Source organism: Bacillus cereus group sp. N14 (genome assembly GCF_016483555.1).
Taxonomy (GTDB): Bacteria; Bacillota; Bacilli; order Bacillales; family Bacillaceae_G; genus Bacillus_A; species Bacillus_A wiedmannii.
This window is the reverse complement of the sequence record NZ_JAEHBQ010000044.1, coordinates 1-14,843: the sequence shown is the minus strand read 5'-3', so window position 1 is coordinate 14,843 and position 14,843 is coordinate 1. Positions and strand designations below refer to the sequence as shown.

Below are 14,843 nucleotides of genomic sequence, written 5' to 3'. Positions count from 1 at the left end.
CGGAAGTTAAGCTCTCTAGCGCCGATGGTAGTTGGGACCTTGTCCCTGTGAGAGTAGGACGTCGCCAAGCAACTAAAAACACAAGTCTTTTGACTTGTGTTTTTTTATTTCCCATGAAATAGGCTCGGTTCTGTTAGTAAAAAAGACGAAATATAGTAAGGGATTTTTTGAGCAGAAATAGTAAGAAATTGATAAATAAATGGATAATCTTCAGAGCCATAGCTCCCAAGTAAATCATACCACCAATCTGTTTCGTATCTAGAAATCATACTTAAATTGTAGAGCAATAAATAATGAACAAGAAGTTCAGGTAATACTGGTTTAGGATTTCTCGGGTCAATTGGAATTGGTAAGTAATAAGTATCAGCAAGATATTCGTAGTATAAAGGCGTACTATATATAGGGTTCCACGACTGGATAGGAGCTGTAAAAAGCAGATTCGATCCGCTCGTTTTCCCGGAGACATGTTGTATGGATAAATGCTTACAAGTTGATTCAATGTAACGTGAAAATCTTTCTGTAGTCATATGAAGTCGATCTAGTATGTTGGCCGAAAAGAAAAGTTCATTTGTATTTGTTGAATCGATTTTATATAAAGTGGCCCCTCTTTGACTATAGCGAAATAAATTTTGTAATTCAGGAATATTTCCCATTAGATCTAGCATGTTAAACTTCTCTGCTTCTAAGTGTTTCATGTGAAACAGCTGTTCTGCAATATGAGTAAATAATCCATTTTTTTGTACCTTCACCTCATCTTCTAAAAATTGATACCCCTGTTTTTTTCGTTTACGAGTCGTAACACCATGAGCTAAAACAGTAGTGGATTCTGGATAGTTAGGATCAATAGTTAGTAAGCAGGCTTTAAAAAGTTGGCTCATTCCATAAAACAATAACATTGGCTGAATCGAAAAGGGGGCCACCTTATATAATTCATAATAGTTTTTCCCGTGTTCTAAGTAATAAATAAAGGGATAACAATTTTCGAAACTTTTTTTTTCAGCATCTTGTATGGAGGATTTTTCATAGCAACGGGCAAGATAACGTTGAACATTTTGAGATGAAAAGAAGAAACTTAATTGCTGCCAAGTACAATGTGTTTGATGCATATATTACGCTCCTTTTATTGTCTAAAAATTCTAACATATATATACGTCCTTGACAGTATTTTAACCAATTGATAAGCTACTAATAATAATTTCTGGTATCATGGGGGGAACAATTATGTGGGAATCTAAATTTGTTAAAGAAGGTTTGACTTTTGATGACGTATTACTTGTACCAGCAAAGTCAGATGTACTACCAAGAGAAGTAAGTGTTAAAACAGTTTTATCTGAAAGCTTACAGTTAAATATCCCGTTAATTAGTGCAGGAATGGATACAGTAACAGAAGCTGATATGGCTATTGCAATGGCTCGTCAAGGCGGTTTAGGAATTATTCATAAAAACATGTCTATTGAACAACAAGCGGAGCAAGTTGATAAAGTAAAACGTTCTGAAAGTGGCGTTATTTCAGATCCTTTCTTTTTAACTCCAGAACATCAAGTGTATGATGCAGAGCATCTTATGGGAAAATACCGTATCTCAGGTGTACCGGTTGTAAATAATTTAGACGAGCGAAAATTAGTTGGTATTATTACAAACCGTGATATGCGTTTTATCCAAGACTACTCAATCAAAATTTCCGACGTAATGACAAAAGAAAAGCTAATTACAGCTCCAGTTGGTACAACGCTGGAAGAAGCTGAAAAGATCCTACAAAAGTACAAAATTGAAAAACTCCCTCTCGTTGATAACAACGGTGTATTACAAGGGCTTATTACAATAAAAGATATTGAAAAAGTAATTGAATTCCCAAATTCTGCGAAGGATAAGCAAGGACGCTTATTAGTTGGAGCAGCGGTTGGTGTAACGGCTGATGCAATGCTTCGTATCGACGCATTAGTAAAAGCTAGCGTAGATGCAATCGTACTTGATACAGCTCATGGACATTCTCAAGGTGTTATTGATAAAGTGAAAGAAGTTCGTGCGAAATATCCATCACTAAATATTATCGCTGGAAATGTTGCTACTGCTGAAGCAACGAAAGCATTAATTGAAGCAGGTGCAAACGTAGTTAAAGTTGGTATTGGACCAGGCTCTATTTGTACGACACGCGTTGTAGCTGGCGTGGGTGTACCACAATTAACAGCAGTTTATGATTGTGCAACAGAAGCTCGTAAACACGGTATTCCAGTTATTGCTGATGGTGGTGTTAAGTACTCTGGTGACATGGTAAAAGCTTTAGCAGCAGGAGCACACGTTGTTATGCTAGGTAGTATGTTTGCTGGTGTTGCTGAAAGCCCTGGAGAAACTGAAATTTACCAAGGTCGTCAATTCAAAGTATATCGTGGTATGGGTTCTGTCGGAGCGATGGAAAAAGGAAGTAAAGACCGTTACTTCCAAGAAGGAAATAAAAAACTTGTTCCAGAAGGTATTGAAGGTAGAGTACCATATAAAGGACCTTTAGCAGATACAGTTCATCAATTAGTTGGTGGATTACGTGCCGGTATGGGATATTGCGGAGCGCAGAATTTAGAATTCTTACGTGAGAATGCACAATTCATTCGTATGTCAGGTGCTGGTTTACGTGAAAGCCACCCTCATCACGTACAAATTACAAAAGAGGCTCCAAACTACTCATTGTAATGTCTTATATACAAATAGACGGAGATTTGATATCTCTGTCTATTTTTTTTTGATTATGTTAGAATAACGGTTATGTGAGTACATAGATATTGGGGGTAGCAAAAGTGAAAGGTATGTTTTGCAAAAGATTCATTGCTTTAGTAACAATGCTTACACTAGCTTGTAGTATGTTGTTACCATATAGCAATGCATCAGCAGAAACAGGAGCTGCTTTAAGCATTGAAGCAGGTGCAGCAATTTTAGTTGAAGCGAATTCTGGGAAAATTTTATATCAAAAGAATGCAGATGAATTATTATCAATTGCTAGTATGACAAAGATGATGAGTGAATATTTAGTTCATGAAGCAGTGGATAAAGGAAAACTTAAGTGGGATCAAAAAATTAAGGTTTCTGAATATGCGTATAAAGTTTCGCAAGATCGTTCATTATCGAATGTGCCGCTACGAAACGGTGATTCTTATACAGTAAAAGAGTTATATGAGGCAATGGCAATTTATTCTGCTAATGGTGCAACGATAGCTTTAGCTGAAGCAGTTGCTGGAAAAGAAGTAGATTTTGTAAAAATGATGAACGATAAGTCGAAAGAGCTTGGATTAAAAACTTACAAGTTTGTAAATTCTACTGGCTTAACAAACAAAGATTTAAAAGGACAGCATCCTGAAGGAACAACTCCGGATGAAGAAAATAAAATGGCTGCGAGAGATGTAGCAATTTTAGCACAACGCCTTATTCAAGATTTCCCTAAAACATTAGATACAGCTAAAATTTCAAAAAAGACGTTCCGTGAAGGTACTACGGATCGAATTGACATGATTAACTGGAACTGGATGTTACCAGGTTTATCTAAGGTATATGCGGGTGTAGATGGCCTGAAAACAGGTTCAACTCCAGAAGCAGGGGATTGCTTCACTGGTACAATTGAAAAAGATGGTATGCGTTTTATTTCTGTAGTTATTAAAACGAAGTCTCGTGATGCACGCTTTGATGAGACAAAGAAACTATATGATTATGGATTTGCTAATTTTGAAATGAAGAAACTGTATAAAAAAGATTCTTCAGTAAAAGGACAAGAAACAGTACGAGTAGAAAATGCTAAAGATAAAGATGTAGCAGTTCAAACAAAACAAGCTGTTTCACTTCCAGTGCCAAAAGGAAGTAAAGATGTTTATAAAACAGAATTAAAAGAAGCAAATAAGGGACAAGAAGCACCTATTAAAAAGGGAGCTGCACTTGGCCAAATGGTAATCACACCAAAAGATGCGAATGATCCTGGGTTTTTATCTGGTAAGTCATTACAAATAGATCTTGTAACAACGTCTGCAGTAGAGGAAGCGAATTGGTTTACTCGCTCTATGCGCGGAATTGGCTCTTTCTTTAGTGGTATATGGAATAGTGCTGTTGATACAGTAAAAGGTTGGTTTTAAAAGCTCCTCATTGTAGGGGCTTTTTCTTATTCCTATTTTTCATACCGACTTTATGAAAAAGTAGTAGACAAGCATCTGATAGTTAGTGGTAGAATGTAAGAGTATTCTTAATTTTCGCCTTTAACGGGGAAAAGCAATTCACCTAGGGGGGTTTTTGTAACATGACAAATGTAACAGGGACAGAACGTGTAAAACGTGGAATGGCAGAAATGCAAAAAGGCGGCGTTATTATGGACGTAATTAACGCTGAACAAGCAAAAATTGCAGAAGAGGCAGGCGCAGTTGCTGTTATGGCACTAGAGCGTGTACCAGCAGATATTCGTGCAGCAGGTGGCGTTTCTCGTATGGCAGACCCAACAATTGTTGAAGAAGTTATGGGCGCTGTTTCAATTCCGGTTATGGCAAAATGCCGTATCGGTCATCTTGTAGAAGCACGTGTATTAGAATCATTAGGGGTAGACTATATCGATGAGAGTGAAGTATTAACTCCTGCTGATGAAGTATACCATTTAAATAAACGTGATTACACAGTTCCGTTTGTATGTGGTTGCCGTGATATCGGAGAAGCTGCGCGTCGTATTGCAGAAGGTGCATCTATGCTTCGTACAAAAGGTGAACCAGGAACAGGAAACATTGTAGAGGCAGTGCGTCATATGCGCCAAGTCAATGCAGAAATCCGTCAAGTTGCAAGTCTACGTGAAGATGAGTTAATGACATATGCAAAAAACACTGGTGCTCCTTATGAAGTACTACTTGAAATTAAACGCCTTGGTCGTTTGCCAGTTGTAAACTTCGCAGCAGGTGGTGTAGCAACACCAGCAGATGCAGCGTTAATGATGCAACTTGGTGCGGATGGTGTATTCGTAGGATCTGGTATCTTCAAATCAGAAAATCCAGAGAAATTTGCACGCGCAATCGTTGAAGCGACGACTCATTATGAGGATTACGAACTAATTGCAAGCCTTTCTAAAGGATTAGGTAATGCAATGAAAGGTATCGAAATTTCAACGTTATTACCAGAACAACGTATGCAAGAGCGTGGATGGTAATTGAAGGAGAACTTTAAAATGGTGAAAATCGGTGTACTAGGTCTTCAAGGTGCAGTTCGTGAGCATATAAAATCAGTTGAAGCAAGTGGTGCAGAAGCTGTTGTTGTAAAGCGTGTAGAGCAACTTGAAGAGATTGATGGTCTTATTTTACCAGGCGGTGAAAGTACAACAATGCGCCGTCTTATTGATAAGTATGCTTTCATGGAACCACTTCGTACATTCGCGAAGTCTGGTAAACCAATGTTTGGTACATGTGCAGGTATGATTCTTCTTGCAAAAACACTTATTGGCTATGAAGAAGCACATATTGGTGCTATGGATATTACAGTAGAACGCAATGCGTTCGGACGCCAAAAAGATAGCTTTGAAGTCGCACTTTCAATTAAAGGTGTAGGAGAAGAATTTATTGGTGTATTTATCCGTGCTCCGTATGTTGTAAATGTAGCTGATGATGTTGAAGTACTTTCTACACATGGTGACCGAATGGTAGCAGTAAAACAAAATCAGTTTTTAGCTGCTTCATTCCATCCGGAATTAACGGATGATCATCGTGTCACAGCATACTTTGTAGAAATGGTAAAAGAAGCGAAAATGAAAAAAGTTGTATAAGTAACTTGCAACTTGTATAAGATTATAGTAAATTGATGGTAACAATTTTATAAAATAAGCGTGTTGATAGGAAGTAGTAACAAATGCCGTTTCTTATAGAGAGTCGATGGTTGGTGGAAATCGATAGAAACAGTTTGTGAATCCATCCTGGAATGGAATGTGGAATATCTTTATGATTAGTAAACATTCCCGGTGAAGAGCCGTTATTTCTACTTGAGAGGAAGGCGGTAATGCTTTCAACTAGGGTGGCAACGCGGGTTAACTCCCGTCCCTTTATATAGGGACGGGAGTTTTTTGTGTTTTATAAAATAAAAGGAGGAGTATATAATGCTTGATATTAAATTTTTACGTACAAATTTTGAAGAAGTAAAAGCAAAGTTACAGCATAGAGGCGAAGATTTAACTGATTTTGGTCGCTTTGAAGAGCTGGATACGAGAAGAAGAGAATTACTTGTTCAAACAGAGGAACTAAAAAGTAAACGTAACGAAGTATCTCAACAAATTTCTGTATTGAAGCGCGAAAAGAAAGATGCAGAAGCTCTAATTCTAGAAATGCGTGAAGTTGGAGAAAAAGTAAAAGATCTTGATAATGAACTTCGTACAGTTGAAGAAGATTTAGAAAGATTAATGTTATCTATTCCAAATATTCCTCATGAATCTGCTCCAGTTGGTGAAACAGAAGATGATAATGTAGTAGCACGTACTTGGGGAGAAGTGAAAGAATTTGCTTATGAACCAAAACCACATTGGGATCTTGCTACAGATTTAGGAATTTTAGATTTTGAGCGTGCTGGGAAGGTAACAGGAAGCCGCTTCGTATTCTATAAAGGTGCTGGCGCGAGATTAGAGCGTGCTTTAATTAGCTTTATGCTTGATCTTCATACTGACGAGCATGGATACGAAGAAGTATTACCTCCGTATATGGTAAACCGTGCAAGTATGACAGGAACAGGACAACTTCCGAAATTTGAAGAAGATGCATTCCGTATTGAAAGTGAAGATTACTTCTTAATTCCAACAGCTGAAGTACCTGTAACGAACATGCACCGTGATGAAATCTTAAATAAAGAGCAACTGCCTATACGATATGCTGCATTTAGCTCTTGTTTCCGTTCTGAAGCAGGTTCAGCTGGCCGTGATACACGTGGCTTAATTCGTCAGCATCAGTTCAATAAAGTAGAGCTTGTAAAGTTCGTAAAACCAGAAGATTCTTATGAAGAGTTAGAAAAACTAACAAATGATGCAGAACGCGTGTTACAATTATTAGAGTTGCCATATCGCGTTATGAGCATGTGCACAGGCGATTTAGGATTTACAGCAGCGAAGAAATACGATATCGAAGTATGGATTCCAAGCTATGGCACATATCGTGAGATTTCTTCTTGTAGTAATTTTGAGGCTTTCCAAGCGAGACGTGCAAATATCCGTTTCCGTCGTGAGCCAAACGGAAAACCAGAACATGTTCATACATTAAATGGATCTGGTCTTGCAATTGGACGTACGGTGGCAGCTATTTTAGAGAACTACCAACAAGAAGATGGTACAATTATAATTCCAGAAGTTCTTCGCCCTTATATGGGAGGAAAAACAGTTATTAAGTAAATTTATAAACATTCATCGGTATGAGTGATTGGTAATTATGAGCGTTGTCAGTACTATAATGTAGGAGAGGAAAAGTAAAATTTTCCTTTCCTCATAATTTATTTTAGTAGGGTTGACTAACTGTTTTTCTTTTGATATTATATTTGATGTCAATATGGAGGTATACCCAAGTCTGGCTGAAGGGATCGGTCTTGAAAACCGACAGGCGGCGAGAGTCGCGCGGGGGTTCGAATCCCTCTACCTCCTCCAGATATAATTGACAACAGCGCATATAAGTGGAGATTGGAGAACTCGTTACCAACACGTAACGAGTTTTTATTTTAAAACCAATCATAAAGTATGGTGTAAGGCGATTTTGTCCTTATTACACACTCATATTCCGATGATTATCTTCATAGATATGAAAGGAGTCAACATGGATCTTATTATACAAACGTTTCCTTTAGATGGAAAAACTTTATATTATGTACAATGTCCTGTCTGTAAGAACAATAGAATTTTAAACAGTGGTGCAAATGTGTCACGCATTATAAGCGATGATACATTCCGTAAACTTTGTGGTTGCACTTGTGATGTAAAGCAAACTGCGACAAAAGTAGAGGCGCCAAAAAAAGTTGAAAAAGCAGCTGTAAAGAAAGAAGCAGCTCCAAAACGTACAGGTAAAGTATTAACAGCAGTGATTAACGGGAAAGAAATGACTGTTAAAGAGATTGCTGAAACATACGATATTAGTACAAGTACTGTTCGTCAGCGTATTAACGCTGGAAAACCTGAGAGTGAAATTATTGCTCCGACAAAAAAGAAGTAATTTAATAGAAAAACCCGTGCGTATGCACGGGTTTTTTATTTTACAAGTTTACGTGTTTGTTTTAAAAAATGGCCAATTTTTTTAATGATTGGTTCAATTGAATCACCATCTTTTAAAATATCGTATTCATTAATGTTTAATCGTAAAACAGGGCATGCATTAAAGTTATTAATCCAGTTTTCGTAACGGCCATGCATCTCTTTCCAATACTCAATTGGTGTTTGTTGTTCCATCGGACGTCCGCGTTCTTGGATACGATCAACAATATCATCGAAAGAACCTTCTAAGTAAATTAATAAATCAGGATGAGGGAAGTAAGGAGTCATGACCATAGCGTCAAATAAACCTTTGTATGTTTCATAATCAGTTTCCGTCATTGTACCTTTTTCATGATGCATCTTTGCAAAAATTCCAGTGTCTTCATAGATAGAGCGATCTTGAACAAAACCGCCACCGTATTCAAAAATTCTTTTTTGTTCTTTAAATCGTTCTGCTAAAAAGTACACTTGCAAGTGGAAGCTCCAGCGTGTGAAATCAGCATAGAACTTGTCCAAATACGGGTTTGAATCTACCTTTTCAAATGATGTGCGATAACCTAAAGCGTTAGCTAATGCAGTTGTCATAGTTGATTTTCCGACACCTACTGTTCCAGCAATAGTGATTACTGCGTCATTTGGTATATCATATTTTTGCCTTAAATTCATTGTTATTCCGACTCCTTTAAGAGAGTATTTTGAAGGGCGGATAGGATGACGTTTAAATCATCAGGATTTTTTACAAAATCCATATCGTCTCCGTTAAATTTTAATACTGGGATATCTGGATGATCATTTTTAAAAGTATCCATTGCTGTTTCGTAATCTTTTGTGAGCCGTAGTAAGTAATTTGGATCCATGTTTTTTTCGAATTCTCTTCCGCGCATCGCAATTCGTGTTTGTAATGTTTCCAAGCTAGCTGTTAAATAAACGATAACGTTTGGTGCAGGCATATCTTGTGTAAGGATACGATAGATTTTCATGTACTTGTCATATTGAGAATTCTTTAATGTACGGGATGCGAAAATTAAATTTTTAAATATATGATAATCCGCTACTACTGGTTTCCTTTGATTCAAATACTTTATGTTAATATCTTCTAATTGTTTGTATCTATTACAAAGAAAGAACATCTCTGTTTGAAAACTCCATTCGTCGATGTCTTCATAGAATTTTCCTAAAAAAGGATTCTCATCAACAATTTCTTTTAGTAAGTGGAGTTGCATGTGAGTTGAAATTGCCTTCGCAAGTGAGGTTTTTCCAACACCAATTGGTCCTTCAACCGTGATAAATGGTACTCCGGTCACGCTGTTTCCTCCTTTCAATCAGTGATTTACCGTGACTACTAAAAACACAAAACAGAATTATTGTAGCACAGGAGGGAAGCGAGCGGGTTAATTTGATATAAAAAGTTAGAAAATAAATATATGTATTAATTAATTTTTATTTGAGATGACGGTACTATATTTGCTTTTAATGTGGCTTCCATTATTTTTAAAGCATGCAGATTATCCTGATCATGATTAGAGGCAATACAGTCCTGTGGTACATACAGTGTATAATTTCTCATATGAGCATCGTTAGCTGTAAAGAGGATACATATATTCCCGGCGACTCCTGTCAATATTAGATTTTCTATTTTTAAATAGCCTAATAAAGAATTTAAAGGTGTTTCATAAAAGGCAGAGTAATGTGGTTTAATAAAAATGTAATCATCAGTATTTGGAGCAATCTTATGAATGATATTTTCACTATACTCATTTGTACAATGAGTAATTAGTTGGTCAATATCAGATCTCCAAAGTTGATAATGGTCATTAACATAAATTATGGGGTAGCCAAAGGATTTCATTGTTTTCTTTAATTGTAAAATAGGGTTTGTTATAATTTCGCATTTTTTGGCTAGGGTGGGCCCGTGAGAAAATTGAAAATCATTAATCATATCGATAATGAGTAAAGCAGTATTCTTCATATGTAATCCCCTCTCTTTTTTATTAGGGTGGATTGAATTTGTAAAAGTTATCCCATGTGCAGTAAATGGAAATAAGTGTATTTTATTTGAGGGAAAGGACTATGGTATGGAACACGATCAAGATATTTATTTTATGCAGTTAGCAATAGAAGAGGCTAAAAAAGCAGAGGCAATACAAGAAGTACCGATTGGTGCAGTTATAGTGTTAGATGGTGAAGTAATTAGTGTTGCTCATAATTTAAGAGAAACTGAACAAAGATCAATAGCTCACGCTGAGTTATTAGCTATTGATGAGGCGTGCAAAAAATTAGGGACATGGCGTTTAGAAGATGCGACGTTATATGTAACATTAGAGCCTTGTCCGATGTGTGCGGGTGGAATTGTTTTATCACGAGTGAAGCGAGTTGTATATGGTGCAAGTGATCCGAAAGGTGGATGTGCAGGGACTTTGATGAATCTTTTAACGGATGAACGCTTTAATCATCAATGCGAGGTAGTTGCTGGTGTATTAGAAGAAGAATGCGGTACTTTGTTAACAAACTTTTTTAGAGAGCTTCGTAAAAAAAGAAAAGCGATAAAAAAATTAGAGAAAAGTAACGAGAATTAACGTATTTGCATTTTGTAAAAAAACAAGTTATACTGATAATGCCTTTTAATGAAGGCAACCGAATATTGGTTTTAACTTTGCCGTGCTAAGCGGGGAGGTAGCGGTGCCCTATACTCGCAATCCGCTCTAGCGAGGCCGAATCCCTTCTCGAGGTTATGCTGCTGTAAGGTCTGCCTTAAGTAAGTGGTGTTGACGTTTGGGTCCTGCGCAACGGGACCCCGTGAACCTTGTCAGGTCCGGAAGGAAGCAGCAATAAGCGGGTCTTCTCGTGTGCCGCAGGAGTGCCTGAACCGAGCTAACTGCTTGAGTAACGCTTATGGTACGTAATCGACAGAAGGTGCACGGCAGTTATATATGTATACAAAACTCACCTTAATACTAAGGTGGGTTTTTTGTATAGAAAATAACTTTTGGAATCTATAAACAGAATGGGTTATAATAAATAAGATAATAACCTTTGAGGGAGGCCGTATTTTCGTGTCATACCAAGCGTTATACCGAACATGGAGACCGCAAAAATTTGAAGATGTAGTTGGTCAAAAGCACGTGACAAAAACGTTGCAAAATGCCCTTCTTCAAGAGAAAGTTTCACATGCTTATTTATTTTCTGGGCCGAGGGGAACAGGAAAAACGACAATTGCAAAAGTATTTGCAAAAGCAATCAACTGTGAACATGCTCCGGTAGCTGAACCTTGTAATGAATGTCCTTCTTGTTTGGGGATTACACAAGGATCTATTTCAGATGTATTAGAAATTGATGCGGCTTCAAATAACGGTGTAGATGAAATTCGAGATATTAGAGATAAAGTAAAATATGCTCCAAGTGCTGTAGAATATAAAGTATACATTATTGATGAAGTCCACATGCTTTCTATGGGTGCCTTCAATGCGCTTTTAAAAACGTTAGAAGAGCCGCCGGGACACGTCATCTTTATTTTGGCGACAACAGAACCACATAAGATTCCGCCTACAATCATTTCACGTTGCCAGCGTTTTGAATTTCGAAAAATATCAGTAAATGATATTGTTGAGAGATTATCGACGGTTGTGACGAATGAAGGTACGCAAGTAGAAGATGAGGCGTTACAAATTGTTGCGCGTGCCGCTGAAGGTGGTATGCGTGATGCGCTTAGTCTTATTGATCAGGCAATATCTTATAGTGATGAGACAGTTACGACAGAAGATGTATTAGCTGTGACAGGTTCTGTTTCCCAGCAATACTTAGGTAACTTAGTAGAATGTATACGTGAAAATGATGTATCAAGAGCATTACGTATCATAGATGAGATGATGGGTAAAGGGAAAGATCCAGTTCGTTTTATGGAGGATTTCATTTACTATTATCGCGATATGCTTTTATATCAAACCTCACCACAACTGGAACATATGTTGGAACGAGTAATGGTAGATGAGCAATTCCGGATGTTAAGTGAAGAAATGCAACCGGAAGTAATCTATGAAATCATTCATACTCTTAGTAAGGGACAACAGGAAATGAAGTGGACAAATCATCCGCGAATTTTCTTAGAAGTTGTTATGGTACAACTGTGTCAACAGTTTATGATGCAAGCGAACGGTGCAGATCGTTTACAAGCAATTATGAACAGGATGCAGCAATTGGAGAAAGAGTTAGAACAAGTCAAAAAGAATGGTGTGCCGGCTGGTGTGCAGCAAGAAGTCAGAGAGACACGTGCAACACCAAAGCCAGTGCGTACAGGGAGTATGAAAATTCCTGTTGGACGCGTAAATGAAGTGTTAAAGCAAGCAAAGCGTCAGGATTTAGAACAATTAAAAGCTGTGTGGGGTGAGTTGTTAGGAAGACTCAAATCATACAACAAAGTAGCGTTTGCTGTTTTATTAGAAAATAGCGAACCGGTAGCGGCTTCGGATGATACTTACGTTTTAGCATTTCAATATGAGATTCACTGTAAAATGGCAAGCGAAAACCGAGAAGCTATGGATACAGTGGAACAGGCCTTATTTGAACTGTTAAGTAAAAGATTAAATATGATTGCCATTCCAAAAAGTGAATGGGGTAAAATCCGTGAAGATTTTTTACAGCGTGAAGGCGAGAATTCTGAAGAAAGCCCAGAGAAAAAAGAAGATCCTCTTATAGAAGAGGCAGTAAAATTAGTAGGGCAAGAACTTATTGAAATAAAAGAGTAATAATAATTAGGAGGAATTAATTATGATGCGTGGCGGAATGGGAAATATGAATAATATGATGAAACAAATGCAAAAGATGCAAAAAGATATGGCAAAAGCGCAAGAAGAACTTGGCGAAAAAACAGTTGAAGGTACAGCTGGCGGCGGTATGGTCACAGTTATTGCAAATGGCCATAAGCAAATTCTTGAAGTGAAAGTTAAAGAAGAAGTTGTAGATCCAGAAGATATCGAAATGTTACAAGACTTAGTGTTAGCTGCAACGAATGATGCACTTAAAAAAGCTGATGAACTTTCAAACTCTACAATGGGTAAATTTACAAAAGGCTTAAACTTACCAGGTGGAATGTTCTAGGAGGATACTGATATATGCATTATCCAGAACCGATATCGAAATTAATTGATAGTTTTATGAAGTTGCCAGGAATCGGACCGAAAACAGCGGTTCGCTTGGCATTTTTCGTATTAGATATGAAAGAAGATGATGTGTTAGGTTTTGCAAAAGCACTTGTGAATGCGAAGCGAGATTTAGCGTATTGTTCTGTATGCGGACATATTACTGACCGCGATCCTTGTTATATTTGTAATGATTCGCATCGAGATCAGTCGATTGTTTGTGTTGTGCAGGAACCGAAAGATGTAATCGCAATGGAAAAGATGAAAGAGTATCAAGGTGTATATCATGTGTTACGTGGTGCGATTTCTCCAATGGAGGGAATTGGACCGGAAGACATTAATATCCCGCAACTTTTAAAGCGACTGCATGATGAAACGGTACAAGAAGTGATACTAGCAACAAACCCTAATATTGAAGGGGAAGCTACAGCGATGTATATATCCCGCCTCTTAAAGCCGACAGGTATTAAAGTAACTCGTATTGCACATGGTCTGCCAGTTGGTGGAGATTTAGAATATGCAGATGAAGTGACACTGTCGAAAGCGTTAGAAGGTCGTAGAGAAGTATAAGAGGAGAAACAAAAATGTTCTTTCAAAAAAAGGGTAAATTGCGTAAAGAGTATGATGATAAGCTAATTGTACTATTAGAAAAAGTGAAGAATGAATGGTTACGTCAGAAGAGAATGGTTGAACAAAGTGTGGAACCATCTCAAGATGTACTTTGTTCTTTGAAAATAGCAGAGGCGAAATATTTCTTCTTGTTAAAAGAAGCAAAACGTCGTCCTGTAAAAATGGAACAATGGTAAAAGGTTCTGCTGAAAAAGCAGAACCTTTTATTTTATTTATTAAATATTTAGTGGTTACTTCGTTTGGAAAGAAAGATTAATGGTTTTTATGAAGAAAGTGTTGCCGAATGAAGATTAACAAGATAAAACAACTGGATTCGTAGGGGAAATGTTCTTTTTTATCGCCTTGTCCCATACAAATAAATATGTATAGATCACTTTCATAAGGAGGAAAAAATGAATTCTACAGTTGTTATTGTCGGTATTCTTACTTTAGTTTTTATCTTTCTTGTTTTTGGTGTTTCTTCTAAGCCGTTACGTTTTATAGGAAAAGCGCTCTTTCATGTTACTTTAGGGATAGCATTACTCTTTATCGTAAATGTTGTAGGAACATATTTTGATTTTCATATTCCAATTAACTTGGGAACCGCAACAATCACAAGTATATTAGGCCTACCTGGTGTTGCTGCATTAGTGGTTATTAAGCTTTATATCATGCCAAGATAAAATTATTTTGGCATTTTTTTAAAAAGTATTGACGAACAAATGATTAATATGGTAAATTAATAAGCGTCGTCAGGAACGAAAGAAAAAAGTTGTTGACAAATTTAATGCAAAATGTTAAATTGTAAAAGTCGCTGAAACGCGATGTTGAACTTTGAAAACTAAACGAAACAAACAACGTGAAACGTCAATTTTTATTTTTAG

16 protein-coding genes, 1 tRNA gene, 1 other RNA gene and 1 other annotated feature are annotated in these 14,843 nt (G+C 37.1%); of the genes, 14 read left to right on the top strand and 4 right to left on the bottom strand.

The genetic code is table 11. The annotated features are described in order from the left end of the window. Positions 1-104: 104 nt before the first annotated feature. On the bottom strand, positions 105-1,106 hold the full coding sequence (locus JDS82_RS28815; RefSeq protein ID WP_000554268.1) for a YaaC family protein: 1,002 nt from the start codon (positions 1,104-1,106) through the stop codon (positions 105-107). A 115-nt stretch (positions 1,107-1,221) separates the two neighbouring features. Between JDS82_RS28815 and guaB the strand changes: the two genes are divergently transcribed. The 7 genes from guaB (at position 1,222) to JDS82_RS28780 (ending at position 8,177) form a co-directional block, all read left to right on the top strand. Next, the gene (gene guaB / locus JDS82_RS28810) at positions 1,222-2,685 is read left to right on the top strand and encodes an IMP dehydrogenase (RefSeq protein ID WP_000264076.1); all 1,464 of its coding nucleotides are present in this window, start codon (positions 1,222-1,224) and stop codon (positions 2,683-2,685) included. 113 nt (positions 2,686-2,798) lie between these two features. Beyond that, complete coding sequence (locus JDS82_RS28805; protein WP_131233790.1) at positions 2,799-4,109, top strand: D-alanyl-D-alanine carboxypeptidase family protein; 1,311 nt, start codon at positions 2,799-2,801, stop codon at positions 4,107-4,109. A 161-nt stretch (positions 4,110-4,270) separates the two neighbouring features. Beyond that, positions 4,271-5,158 (top strand): pyridoxal 5'-phosphate synthase lyase subunit PdxS, encoded by an 888-nt coding sequence (gene pdxS, locus JDS82_RS28800; RefSeq protein ID WP_000186157.1) that lies wholly within the window; start codon positions 4,271-4,273, stop codon positions 5,156-5,158. 18 nt (positions 5,159-5,176) lie between these two features. Continuing rightward, positions 5,177-5,767 (top strand): pyridoxal 5'-phosphate synthase glutaminase subunit PdxT, encoded by a 591-nt coding sequence (gene pdxT, locus JDS82_RS28795; protein WP_000238774.1) that lies wholly within the window; start codon positions 5,177-5,179, stop codon positions 5,765-5,767. A gap of 54 nt (positions 5,768-5,821) precedes the next feature. Continuing rightward, positions 5,822-6,043: a binding site (T-box leader), on the top strand. 51 nt (positions 6,044-6,094) lie between these two features. Next, positions 6,095-7,369 carry a serine--tRNA ligase gene (gene serS / locus JDS82_RS28790; RefSeq protein WP_000884184.1) on the top strand — a complete coding sequence of 425 codons (1,275 nt, stop codon included), beginning with the start codon at positions 6,095-6,097 and terminating at the stop codon, positions 7,367-7,369. Between the two features lie 156 nt (positions 7,370-7,525). Next, positions 7,526-7,618 (top strand) — tRNA-Ser (locus JDS82_RS28785). A gap of 166 nt (positions 7,619-7,784) precedes the next feature. After that, complete coding sequence (locus JDS82_RS28780; RefSeq protein WP_000364198.1) at positions 7,785-8,177, top strand: sigma factor-like helix-turn-helix DNA-binding protein; 393 nt, start codon at positions 7,785-7,787, stop codon at positions 8,175-8,177. 35 nt (positions 8,178-8,212) lie between these two features. Here the strand turns inward: JDS82_RS28780 and JDS82_RS28775 are convergent, their stop codons facing one another. The 3 genes from JDS82_RS28775 to JDS82_RS28765 form a co-directional block, all read right to left on the bottom strand. Further along, positions 8,213-8,881, bottom strand: a complete 669-nt coding sequence (locus tag JDS82_RS28775) for a deoxynucleoside kinase (RefSeq protein WP_001053583.1) — start codon at positions 8,879-8,881, stop codon at positions 8,213-8,215. 2 nt (positions 8,882-8,883) lie between these two features. Next, on the bottom strand, positions 8,884-9,519 hold the full coding sequence (locus tag JDS82_RS28770; protein ID WP_199714318.1) for a deoxynucleoside kinase: 636 nt from the start codon (positions 9,517-9,519) through the stop codon (positions 8,884-8,886). A 125-nt stretch (positions 9,520-9,644) separates the two neighbouring features. Next, on the bottom strand, positions 9,645-10,184 hold the full coding sequence (locus tag JDS82_RS28765) for a cysteine hydrolase family protein (RefSeq protein WP_000798743.1): 540 nt from the start codon (positions 10,182-10,184) through the stop codon (positions 9,645-9,647). A 106-nt stretch (positions 10,185-10,290) separates the two neighbouring features. Between JDS82_RS28765 and tadA the strand changes: the two genes are divergently transcribed. The 7 genes from tadA to JDS82_RS28730 all read left to right on the top strand — a co-directional run bounded on the left by tadA (position 10,291) and on the right by JDS82_RS28730 (position 14,642). Continuing rightward, positions 10,291-10,791 (top strand): tRNA adenosine(34) deaminase TadA, encoded by a 501-nt coding sequence (gene tadA, locus JDS82_RS28760; RefSeq protein ID WP_002108901.1) that lies wholly within the window; start codon positions 10,291-10,293, stop codon positions 10,789-10,791. A gap of 80 nt (positions 10,792-10,871) precedes the next feature. Beyond that, positions 10,872-11,136, top strand: an RNA gene (gene ffs, locus JDS82_RS28755) — signal recognition particle sRNA large type. Positions 11,137-11,268: 132 nt separating this feature from the next. Continuing rightward, a complete protein-coding gene (gene dnaX, locus JDS82_RS28750; RefSeq protein WP_000121581.1) occupies positions 11,269-12,957 on the top strand; it encodes a DNA polymerase III subunit gamma/tau in 1,689 nt (562 codons plus the stop codon). A gap of 25 nt (positions 12,958-12,982) precedes the next feature. Next, positions 12,983-13,309, top strand: a complete 327-nt coding sequence (locus tag JDS82_RS28745) for a YbaB/EbfC family nucleoid-associated protein (RefSeq protein ID WP_170771173.1) — start codon at positions 12,983-12,985, stop codon at positions 13,307-13,309. Positions 13,310-13,323: 14 nt separating this feature from the next. Next, positions 13,324-13,920 (top strand): recombination protein RecR, encoded by a 597-nt coding sequence (recR, locus tag JDS82_RS28740; RefSeq protein ID WP_000559168.1) that lies wholly within the window; start codon positions 13,324-13,326, stop codon positions 13,918-13,920. 14 nt (positions 13,921-13,934) lie between these two features. Continuing rightward, positions 13,935-14,156, top strand: coding sequence for a YaaL family protein (locus tag JDS82_RS28735; protein ID WP_000466020.1), 222 nt, complete (start codon positions 13,935-13,937; stop codon positions 14,154-14,156). 216 nt (positions 14,157-14,372) lie between these two features. Further along, positions 14,373-14,642 carry a pro-sigmaK processing inhibitor BofA family protein gene (locus JDS82_RS28730; RefSeq protein WP_001089486.1) on the top strand — a complete coding sequence of 90 codons (270 nt, stop codon included), beginning with the start codon at positions 14,373-14,375 and terminating at the stop codon, positions 14,640-14,642. The last annotated feature ends 201 nt before the right edge of the window (positions 14,643-14,843 follow it).